The sequence below is a fragment of the Candidatus Effluviviaceae Genus I sp. genome (genome assembly GCA_016867725.1).
GTDB lineage: Bacteria > Joyebacterota > Joyebacteria > Joyebacterales > Joyebacteraceae > VGIX01.
Map to the genome: position 1 here is coordinate 60,820 of VGIX01000006.1, position 9,037 is coordinate 69,856.

General features: G+C 69.1%; 9 protein-coding genes and 1 tRNA gene. All 10 read left to right on the plus strand.

Annotated features, from left to right (window positions below):
* The first annotated feature begins 2 nt into the window (after positions 1-2).
* Positions 3-3,191 carry an isoleucine--tRNA ligase gene (locus tag FJY74_03170; protein ID MBM3307304.1) on the plus strand — a complete coding sequence of 1,063 codons (3,189 nt, stop codon included), beginning with the start codon at positions 3-5 and terminating at the stop codon, positions 3,189-3,191.
* A complete protein-coding gene (locus FJY74_03175) occupies positions 3,188-3,577 on the plus strand; it encodes a TraR/DksA C4-type zinc finger protein (GenBank protein ID MBM3307305.1) in 390 nt (129 codons plus the stop codon). Before FJY74_03170 ends, FJY74_03175 begins: the two co-directional genes overlap by 4 nt.
* Positions 3,552-4,088 (plus strand): signal peptidase II, encoded by a 537-nt coding sequence (lspA, locus tag FJY74_03180; protein MBM3307306.1) that lies wholly within the window; start codon positions 3,552-3,554, stop codon positions 4,086-4,088. The genes FJY74_03175 and lspA overlap by 26 nt, the downstream gene beginning before the upstream one ends.
* Positions 4,085-5,473, plus strand: a complete 1,389-nt coding sequence (gene ruvX, locus FJY74_03185) for a Holliday junction resolvase RuvX (protein ID MBM3307307.1) — start codon at positions 4,085-4,087, stop codon at positions 5,471-5,473. The genes lspA and ruvX overlap by 4 nt, the downstream gene beginning before the upstream one ends.
* 98 nt (positions 5,474-5,571) lie before the next feature.
* Complete coding sequence (gene mltG, locus FJY74_03190) at positions 5,572-6,564, plus strand: endolytic transglycosylase MltG (protein MBM3307308.1); 993 nt, start codon at positions 5,572-5,574, stop codon at positions 6,562-6,564.
* A gap of 67 nt (positions 6,565-6,631) precedes the next feature.
* Complete coding sequence (locus tag FJY74_03195) at positions 6,632-6,853, plus strand: hypothetical protein (GenBank protein ID MBM3307309.1); 222 nt, start codon at positions 6,632-6,634, stop codon at positions 6,851-6,853.
* Positions 6,831-6,907, plus strand: a tRNA-Val gene (locus tag FJY74_03200). The genes FJY74_03195 and FJY74_03200 overlap by 23 nt, the downstream gene beginning before the upstream one ends.
* A gap of 155 nt (positions 6,908-7,062) precedes the next feature.
* Positions 7,063-7,698 (plus strand): hypothetical protein, encoded by a 636-nt coding sequence (locus FJY74_03205; GenBank protein ID MBM3307310.1) that lies wholly within the window; start codon positions 7,063-7,065, stop codon positions 7,696-7,698.
* A gap of 451 nt (positions 7,699-8,149) precedes the next feature.
* Positions 8,150-8,731, plus strand: a complete 582-nt coding sequence (locus tag FJY74_03210) for a hypothetical protein (GenBank protein MBM3307311.1) — start codon at positions 8,150-8,152, stop codon at positions 8,729-8,731.
* A 119-nt stretch (positions 8,732-8,850) separates the two neighbouring features.
* Positions 8,851-9,037, plus strand: a 187-nt coding sequence (locus FJY74_03215; protein MBM3307312.1) for a hypothetical protein, incomplete at its 3' end; no start/stop codon positions are given.

The window sequence follows — 9,037 nt, forward strand, 5'->3', positions numbered from 1 at the left end:
CGATGCCCTTCAGGGAGCTACCCAAGACGCAGAGCCTTCCGGAGATCGAGCAGCAGGTGCTCGACTTCTGGGACCGGCACGGCACGTTCCGCAGGAGCACCGAGCTTCGCGCGGGCGCGAAGCCGTTCGTCTTCTATGAGGGCCCGCCCACGGCGAACGGCCACCCGGGCGCGCACCACGTCCTCGCGCGGACCATCAAGGACATCGTCTGCCGCTACAAGACCATGCGCGGGTTCCGCGTGGACAGGAAGGCCGGCTGGGACACGCACGGCCTTCCCGTGGAGATCGAGGTCGAGAAGGCTCTCAACCTCGAGAGCAAGGAGGACATCGAGCGGTACGGCGTCGCCGAATTCATTCAGAAGTCGCGCGAGAGCGTCTTCACGTACAAGGACGAGTGGGATCGCCTCACGCGCCGGATGGGCTACTGGGTGGACCTCTCGGACGCGTACGTCACGTGCACGAACGAGTACATCGAGTCGGTCTGGCACATCCTGAAGACGATGTGGGACCGCGGCCTCATCTACCGGGGCCACAAGATCCTCCCGTACTGCCCCCGCTGCGGGACGCCGCTCTCGAGCCACGAGGTCGCGCAGGGGTACGAGGACGCGAAGGACCCGTCCGTGTTCGTCCGCATGCGCCTCAAGGACGAGCCGGGCACGTCGCTCCTCGTGTGGACGACGACCCCGTGGACGCTCATCTCGAACGTCGCGCTCGCCGTCGCGCCGACCGAGTCGTACGTCAAGGTCCGCCACGGCGACGAGAACCTCATCCTCGCGGAGGCGCGGCTCTCGGTCCTCGACGGCCCGTACGAGGTCGTCGGGAAGCTCATGGGCCTCGACCTCATCCAGCGCGAGTACGAGCCGCTCTACTCGTTCGTGCCGCCCGACCGCCGGGCGCACTTCGTCATCCCGGCCGGGTTCGTCACGCTCGAGGACGGCACGGGCACCGTGCACATCGCGCCGGCGTTCGGCGAGGACGACTACCGGGTGGGGAAGGAGCACGACCTCCCGTTCGTGCAGCCCGTGGACGGCGCCGGCCGCTTCACGCCCGAGGTCGCCCCGTGGGCCGGCATGTTCATCAAGGACGCCGACCCGCTCATCATCGAGGACCTCACGAAGCGCGGGCTCCTCTACAAGAGCGGGACCATCGTGCACACCTACCCGTTCTGCTGGCGGTGCGACTCGCCGCTCGTGTACTACGCGCGGAACTCGTGGTACGTCCGGACGACGCAGTTCAAGGACGAGATGATCCGGAACAACCGCGCGATCAAGTGGCACCCGAAGGAGATCGGCCAGAACCGCCTCGGCGACTGGCTCGAGAACAACGTGGACTGGGCCATCTCGCGAGACCGCTACTGGGGCACGCCGCTCAACGTCTGGGTCTGCGGCGCGTGCGGTCGGCAGGCGGCGGTCGGCGGCATCGAGGAGCTCCGGCGGCTGAGCCTGGGTCCCCTGCCCGAGCCGCTCGATCTTCACAAGCCCGTCGTGGACGGGATCCGACTGAAGTGCGAGGGCTGCGGCGGCGAGATGTCCCGGACGCCGGAGGTCATCGACTGCTGGTTCGACACGGGGTCCATGCCGTACGCGCAGTGGCACTGGCCGATGGAGCACGCAAAGGAGTTCGAAGAGCACTTCCCCGCGGACTTCATCGCCGAGGGCGTGGACCAGACGCGCGGGTGGTTCTACGCGCTCCTGGCCATCTCGACCATCGTGTCGGGCAAGGCGTCCTTCAAGGTCTGCATCTCGAACGAGATGGTGCTCGACAAGAGCGGCAAGAAGATGAGCAAGTCCGTCGGGAACACCGTGGACTCGTTCAAGGTGATGGAGCGGCACGGCGCCGACGCGCTCCGCTGGTACTTCCTCGCGACGAGCCCGCCGTGGGTGCCCACGCGCTTCGACGACGCCGGCGTGAAGGAGGTCGCGGGGAAGGTCTTCGACACGCTCAGGAACACGTACGGGTTCCTGTCGCTCTACGCGAACATCGACGGATACGACCCGGCGCGGCACGCGGCCCCGCTCTCGTCGCGGCCGGCCATGGACCGTTGGATCATCTCGACGCTCAACACGACCGTCGCCGACGTCGTCCAGAGCATGGACGCGTACGACCTCACGAAGGCCGTCCGGCGTCTGCAGTCGTTCGTGATCGAGGACGTCTCGAACTGGTACGTCCGGCTGTCGCGCAGCAGGTTCTGGAAGGGCGAGATGGACGACGACAAGAAGGCGGCCTACTCGACCCTCTACGAGGTGCTCACGACGACCGTGCGCGCGATGGCGCCGTTCGCGCCGTTCTCGACGGAGGACCTCCACGGGCGGCTGCGCGAGGGCGGCGGGGGCGACGGAGTCCCCGAGAGCGTCCACCTGTGCGCCTTCCCCGAGGCCGATTTGCGCGCCGTGGACGCGGAGCTCGAGACCGCCATGGAGTGGGCGCGGACAGTCGTCACGCTCGGCCGTGCGGCGCGGAACGCGAGCGCGATCAAGGTGCGGCAGCCGCTCGGGAAGCTCCTCGTGGCGGGCGTGCCGCAGGACGCGAGGGGGCCCGTGGAGGCGCTCTCGTCGCTCGTGCTGGCGGAACTCAACGTCAAGGAGCTCGCGTGGGCCGACCAGAGCGAGCTCATCGTGCAGAAGGCGGCCCCGGTGTTCCCGTCGCTGGGCCCGAAGCACGGGAAGGACGTCAACCAGGTCGCGGACGCCATCCGCGAGCTTCCGCCTGACGACGTCGCGGTCCTCGCGGCGGGAGCGAGCGTGAAGGCGGTCGTGTCCGACGAGCTCGTGGTCATCGAGCCGGCGGACGTCGAGATCGTGCGGGACACGCCCGAGGGGCTCGCCGTCCAGAGCGACGGCCGTCTCGCGGTCGCGCTCGACACGACGATCACGCCCGAGCTCAGGGACGAAGGACTGGCCAGAGAGACAATCAACAAGATCCAGTTCATGCGCAAGGAAGCAGGCTTCCAGGTCGTGGACAGGATCCATGTCCGATACGAGGCAGCCCCGAGGCTCAAGAAGGCCATCAAGCGGTTCTCAGCGCGCATCGCGAAGGAGACCCTCGCGGCGGACATCGCGGAGAGCAACGAGGCCGGCGAGCTTCAGAAGGAATGGGACGTGAACGGGGAGTGGGCGAGGATCTCGGTCGAACGCGTCGAGCGCGGCGCGGCGGAGGGGTCCGGGAGCTTGCGCGGCGGAGGTGATCGGTGAACAAGCGTGAACTCAAGCACTTCGAGGAGAGGCTCATCGAGGAGCGGCAGCGGCTCATGAAGGAGCTCGGGTACTTCGAGGACAAGATCTTCTCGAACTCCCAGCGCGACGCCGCGGGCGACCTCTCGGCCTACTCCGTCCACATGGCCGACCAGGCGAGCGACGCCCAGGAGCGCGAGAAGGCCTACCACATGGCCTCCGCGGAGGGCAGACTCCTCTACCACATCGACGAGGCGCTCAGGAGGATCAAGGAGGGGGGCTACGGGGTGTGCGAGGGGTGCGGCAAGAAGATCCAGAAGAACCGCCTCGAGGTCGTTCCGCACGCGCGCCTGTGCATCGAGTGCAAGAAGCTGGAGGAGAATGGCACACTCGAGCGGAACTCGTAGCGACGTCCGGGCCTCGACCGCGCGGCTCCTCTGGACGGGCCTCGCCGTCCTCGTCGCGGACCAGGCGGTGAAGCGGCTTGTCGTGGCCCTCATGGCGCTCGGCGACTCCGTGGAAGTCCTCGGACCGGCGGTCCGCATCACGCGCACCGAGAACACCGGCGCCGCGTTCGGCCTCTTCAGGGGCGGCGGCGCCGTCTTCGTCGTCGTCTCCGCGCTCGCCTCCGTGTGCATCATCGCCCTGAGCCGGCGGATCGCCAGGCTCAGGCGCGTCGAGCAGCTCGCCTTCGCCCTCGTCCTCGGCGGAGCGCTCGGCAACCTCGTCGACCGCGTGCGGCATGGCGCGGTCGTCGACTTCATCGACATCGGCATCCGCGACCTCAGGTGGCCCGCCTTCAACGTGGCCGACAGCGCGATCGTCATCGGCGTCGCGCTGCTGGCGGCGCGTTTCCTGCTCTTCCCGCACCGGAGCGAGCCCGCGGAACTCCCGGCCCGCGACGGGGACGCGTCGTGACGACGCCCGTCGTGCTGGTCGTCCCGGAGGACGACCCCCCCGAGCGGCTCGACCGCTATCTCGGCCTGCACGCGCCCGACCTCTCGCGGACCCGGGCGAAGGACATCATCCTCGGCGGGCTCGTCAGGCTGAACGGCGCTCCGGCCAAGCCGAGCGCGGAGGTGCGGCCCGGCGACGTCATCGAGGCGAGCGTGCCGGAGCTCGAGCGGCTCGCCGCGGCGCCCGAGCGCATTCCCCTGGACGTCTGCCACGAGGACGATGACATCCTCGTCGTGGACAAGCCCGCGGGCATGGTCGCGCATCCCGCGCCGGGCGCGACGACGGGGACGCTCGTGAACGCGCTCCTCGGCCGCGGCGCGCCGCTCTCGGGCGTGGGCGGGACGCTCAGGCCCGGCATCGTCCACCGGCTCGACAAGGACACGTCGGGTCTCGTCGTCGTCGCGAAGAACGACGCGGCGCACCGCGCGCTCGCGGCGGCGTTCGAGGCGCGGGCGGTCAGGAAGACCTATCTCGCGCTCGCGTGGGGGGCGTGGCGCGAGAACGAGGGCGCGATCGACGCGCCGGTCGGGAGGCACAGGAAGGACCGCAAGCGGATGGCCGTCGTGGAGGGCGGCCGCGCCGCGGTGACGCGGTGGCGGCTTCGCGAGGAGTTCCCGTTCGCCGGGCTCCTCGAGCTTCGCCCCGAGACGGGGAGGACGCACCAGATCCGGGTGCACCTTGCGCACGCGCGCCACGCGGTCATCGGGGACGGCGAGTACGGCGGGCGCCCCGACTCGTTTCCGGGCGTGCCGCCGCACTACCGACGCCACGCGTCGCGCGTCGCGGCCGCGGCGGAGCGGCAGATGCTCCACGCGCGGGAGCTTGCGTTCGCGCACCCGCGCTCCGGGAACGCCATGCGCTTCGTTTCGCCGCTCCCGGAGGACTTCGGGCGCGTGCTGTCGCTGCTCCGCAGGCCCGACGGCGAGCGCGGCCGCGTGATCGCGCTGGACCCGGGCGAGGCCCGCGTCGGGGTGGCCGTGAGCGACGAGGGGCGCGTCCTTGCGGCCCCGTCCGAGACCCTGACGGGGCTTTCCGACGCGGGGGTCGCCTGGGCGGTCGCCGAGCTGGCCGCCCGCCTCGACGCGGCGACGGTCGTCGTGGGGTACGCCGTCCGCATGGACGGGACGGTCGGGCACAGGGCCGTGCGGGCCCGCGAGCTGGCGGCGGCGATCGAGGACGCGGCGCCCGTCCGCGTGGTCCTCCAGGACGAGCGGCTGTCGAGCGCAGAGGCCGCCGGCATCATGCGCGAGCGGGGCGAGCGGGCGCGGGGCCGCAAGGGGCGCGTGGACCAGCTCGCCGCGGCGGTCATCCTTCAGGGCTATCTCGACTCGGAGGCGCGACGCTGAGACACCGGGCGGCGAAGACGCGCGCAGAGGCCAGGGCGGGCGGGGCGCTCCCCGGCTGGTTCGTTCGCGATCTCGCGGTCGTGTGCGCGCTGGCGCTCTTGCTCTTCGCGACGCTGAGCGAGATGCTGTCCTTCCTGTCGGTCCGAGCCATCGGTGACCGCCGCGTGGTCGAGATCCCCGAGGGCGCGGGCATGCTGGAGATCTCGTCCATCCTGAAGGCCGCTGGCGTCGTGAGCGACCCTCTCAAGTTCGCGCTCGCCGCGCGGGCGCTCGGCGTCGCCGACCGGCTCCAGGCGGGGGCGTACGAGTTCGGCCCGGAGTTCTCCGAGCTCGAGGTGCTCATGAGGCTCAGGTACGGCGACGTCGCGACGCGGAGCGTGACCGTGCCGGAGGGACACCGCGCGGAGCAGATCGCCGCGCTCCTCGCGCGCTCGCTCAACGCGAGCGAGGACGAGTTCGCGGCGCTCGTGCGCGACCCGCTCCTCATGGCCGAGCTGGGCGTGGCCGCGCCGTCGCTCGAGGGGTTCCTGTACCCCGACTCGTACCGCTTCGACGTGGGGACGTCGCCGCGGGATGCCGTCCGGAGGATGGTGATGAAGCTCTGGGCCGTGTACGACGGGCGCCTGCAGGCGCGGGCCGACAGCCTCGGGATGAGCACGCTCGAGGTGCTCACGCTCGCCTCGATCATCGAGTCCGAGGCGGCCGTGGACTCCGAGCGCAGCAGGATATCCGCCGTGTACCACAACCGCCTGCGCAAGGGCATGCGGCTCGAGGCCGACCCCACCGTCCGGTACGCGGCCGGGAAGTACAACGAGCGGCTCTTCTACAAGGACCTCGACATTGACTCCCCGTACAACACCTACCGGAATGACGGGCTTCCGCCGGGGCCCATCTGCAGCCCGGGCGCGGCGTCCATCCGGGCGGCGCTTCACCCTCTTCGGGATAGCGACGACATCTTCTTCGTATCGAACCGGGACGGGACGCACACCTTCAGCCGAACCTACGCTGAGCATCAGGCGGCGCGCCTGCGCATCGCCGCCGAGCGCGCGGCCGCGGAGTTTGCGCTTGACACCGCGGACGACGGGGAGTAGCGTCTGAGGCCGCTACCGGGCGAGCCCAGGCATCCCAGCGAGCCGGCGGACTTCGCCGGCCAAGGGGGTGGTATCCCTGAGGACCCTGACCGTCATCGCGTTCACCGCAGGCATCGGGATCATCGCGCTGGGATTCTACTGGCTTGCGCGCGGGTCGCTGACGCTGGCCCCCGTGCTCCTGGTGGGGGGGTACTGCGTTGTGATCCCGGTCGCCATCATGATCGGCAGGCCGCGGGCGAAGCAGGCGGGGCCGGACGGCGGAGAGCGGGCGAATAGCTCAGCCGGTTAGAGCACCTGCCTTACACGCAGGGGGCCACAGGTTCGAGTCCTGTTTCGCCCACCACGCGACACGGATGAAGGCACGCTCGCAGAGAACACAGCCGGAGGGCAGGGCTCTCCGCTCACACGCAAGGGGGTGACGAGCCAGCAGGCAGCAGAGTGCTACGGGTGATGACGACGGCGACACACTCAAGGGGAGCTCACGGGGGGGTCGAGATCATGAAGCGCGCTGTTCTTCTGTTCGTTGTGCTGGCGCTCTGCGCCGGTCAGGCGGTCGCGGGGCAGAACCCCGACATCAGGATCTTCCTCAACGCATCGAGCGCGGGCACGGGCAACAACTGGACGACATCGCCCGCAGAGGGCACGAACAAGAGCGTGTACGTCTGCTTCGACAACTTCGGTCCCGGCGGCGGCATGTATGCCGGGCAGTTCCACATGCTCCCAGTGGGCGGACCCAACTACCTCTCGACGACGAACCAGTTCGCCGCGAGCCATGGCGGCCTGACGATCGGCGAGGCCGTGGTGCCCCCGGGCGCGTCGATGACGGTGGGCCCGCTCCCGCAGTACCCCGGCGCGAGCGGCATCATCGTCCTGGCCAGGGTGCGCTTTGAGACGCCGGAGCCGATGCGCGACGGCGGCTACATCATGCTCGTGACCTACTCGGCCGGTGACGGCAACGTGGTGGCTGACGCGAACAACCAGCTGGACGTGTGGTGCATCAAGTCCATCGCGAACGGCGGCGTCTCGGGGCACTTCTACTGGGACACGGAACCGGTGGGGTTCCCGGACGGCACGTGCATCGAGACCCCCGTGGAAACCCAGAGCTGGGGCGCGATCAAGGCCCTGTACAGGTAGTCCCCGCCCGCAGGGGGGGGCCGGCGGCGGCAAGCGGGAGCGGCCTTGCGGAACCCCCGGGAGCGGCGTAGAATGGCATGTGCTGGCAGACCGGGCTCGCCCCAGCAATGGCCAGGCGGGCCCGTTTCTGTTAGGCGGAGGACGGCGCAAGGCCCGCTTCTTGCAGCCCAGGCTCCGAGCGCGGTCCGGGCGGAGGAGTCCCAGGAGCCCGGCCGAAGGGCGGCGATGGCTGCGCGCCCGGTCAGAAATGATGCTTGCAAACAAGCCGGAATCTGTGCTACTATCTTGACAGCGGTGGTTACACCATCCACTTGGTGTCCGATGTTGCAGCGAGACCACGAAAGGAGGGTCAACGACCTCAGGGTGGCTTGAGCATGGGGTCAGCGGTGCGCGAGACCCCATGAGATGTGCGATCCCAGCACAGCAAGGCAAGCGGTAAGGAGGTGTTGAAATGGCGAGAACACTTGCCGGTGTTCTGGCAGGTCTGATGGTCCTCGGTCTCGCAGGCATGGCCGGAGCAGGCATCCCCGATCCGGACCTCTCGACGGTGGTCCTGTCGGCGGGCGGCCTGTTGACGTGCCCGCAGCTCGATGGCCCGCCCTACCAGTACATCACCGTGACGGCACTGAGGGCCGACGCGACCCCGATCGTGGGGATTCCGTGGTCGAGCTTCTTCTTCTTCGTCACGGGCGGCTACAACGTCAACATCACGAACGTGGATGCGGAGACGGGTGTGACGGGCCAGATCCGGTTCCAGGTGGACGATGCGCAGGCCATCCCGTACCCGGGTCCTGTCACGATCACGTGCCAGATCTACACGGTGGTGTTGAACGACAGTGACAACCTGACCTGCGCGACGGTCGACCTGTTCCCGCTCGGTGCGCCGGACGGCACGGTCGGCGTGCAGGACTTCGTGATCTTCGGTCAGGACTTCAACCAGGTTGCTCCGAGGAGCGACTTCAACTTCTCGGGCGGCCCGGTCGGCGTGCAGGACTTCGTGATCTTCGGACAGCACTTCAACCACCACAACTAGTGGGGGGATTGCACGGTAGGCGGAGGGCGCATCGCGCGGGTCGCTTTCGCTCTATTTCCCGACTCAGGATATCGAGCCTCGCGCTCCGCGCGCGCTTCCGAACAGCAGGAGGAGCAGTCATGAAGAATGTGTTGATTGCAGTGATGGTGGTCGCGCTCGCGGCCACCGCGTTCGCGGGCCAGAACCCGAACATCAGGAGCTTCCTGAACGCCTCGAGCGCGGGCACGGGCAACAACTGGACGACATCGCCCGTTCCCGGTGCCAACAAGAGCGTGTACGTCTGCTTCGACAACTTCGGCGCGGGTG

Excerpts from the sequence above, each read along its gene's own strand:
- FJY74_03170 (MBM3307304.1), top strand. The coding sequence starts at position 3 with ATGCCCTTCAGGGAGCTACCCAAGACGCAGAGCCTTCCGGAGATCGAG.
- lspA (MBM3307306.1), top strand. The coding sequence starts at position 3,552 with ATGGCACACTCGAGCGGAACTCGTAGCGACGTCCGGGCCTCGACCGCG.
- FJY74_03205 (MBM3307310.1), top strand. The coding sequence starts at position 7,063 with ATGAAGCGCGCTGTTCTTCTGTTCGTTGTGCTGGCGCTCTGCGCCGGT.
- FJY74_03210 (MBM3307311.1), top strand. The coding sequence starts at position 8,150 with ATGGCGAGAACACTTGCCGGTGTTCTGGCAGGTCTGATGGTCCTCGGT.